This is a genomic window from Streptococcus australis, from assembly GCF_019930045.1.
Lineage (GTDB): Bacteria > Bacillota > Bacilli > Lactobacillales > Streptococcaceae > Streptococcus > Streptococcus australis_D.
Genome location: NZ_JAHZQQ010000118.1, coordinates 1 through 880 on the forward strand (window position 1 = coordinate 1; position 880 = coordinate 880).

1 protein-coding gene is annotated in these 880 nt (G+C 40.2%); it reads left to right on the forward strand.

Annotation, left to right across the window (positions count from 1 at the left end; all coding sequences use genetic code 11):
* Positions 1-855: IS30 family transposase (locus K1J10_RS10520; RefSeq protein WP_223357340.1), on the forward strand; the 855-nt coding region annotated here is incomplete at its 5' end.
* Between the last annotated feature and the right edge of the window lie 25 nt (positions 856-880).

An 880-nucleotide genomic window follows, 5' to 3' on the forward strand; every position in this document is an offset into this window, starting at 1 on the left:
CAAATTAATAATAAGAAGGTCTACTACCAACACTATTATGCAGATGCTGCCCAAAATCGTTATCGTCAGGCCAGAAAGGCTAGTTATTATCTGAAACTGGATCACATTTCCGATGACTTTCTGGCAGAATTTACAGAAGCTATGAAAGAAAAATCAAGAGTGCATAGCGTTGATACCTTCGTTCACACCTATAAACTCCAACATGTAAACGAGATTGTTCCTTCTACCAAGACGCTCTATCACTATATCCATCAGGGTTTATTAGAGATTAAGACCATTGATCTACCTAGAGCTGTACGGATTCGGAAGAAGGTTACCAAGCGTCCTTCGACTAAGAAACATCTAGGAAAGTCAATTGAAGAAAGACCTGAGGAAATCAATAATCGTTCCCGCTTTGGTGATTGGGAAATCGACTCTGTTCTGGGGGGAAAGACCGTCGGAGAACCTTCTGTTCTGACCTTAGTCGAACGACAAACACGTTACGCTGTTACAAGGAAACTTATTGAGAAGAAGGCCGAGTATGTGAATCAAGCAGTATTGGAGTGTATGAAACATTATCCCATTCAGTCCATCACTGCGGACAATGGAAGTGAATTTTCATCCTTGAACGAGATAGAGGAATTGGATGTTTATTTTGCTCATGCCTATTCATCTTATGAACGAGGTACGAATGAGAATTTCAACGGATTGCTGAGAGAGTTTATTCCAAAGGGAGTTTCACTAAAAGATTTAGATCTAAAGCTTTTAGAAGACTACACCAAAGCTATCAACGAAAGACCAAGGCGAATTCATAACTATCAGTCCGCAAAAAAGCTGTTTGAGCTAGCTCAAACAGCTGGAAGAACACTCGCTTAATCAGAGGAATGACTTTGTTGCACTT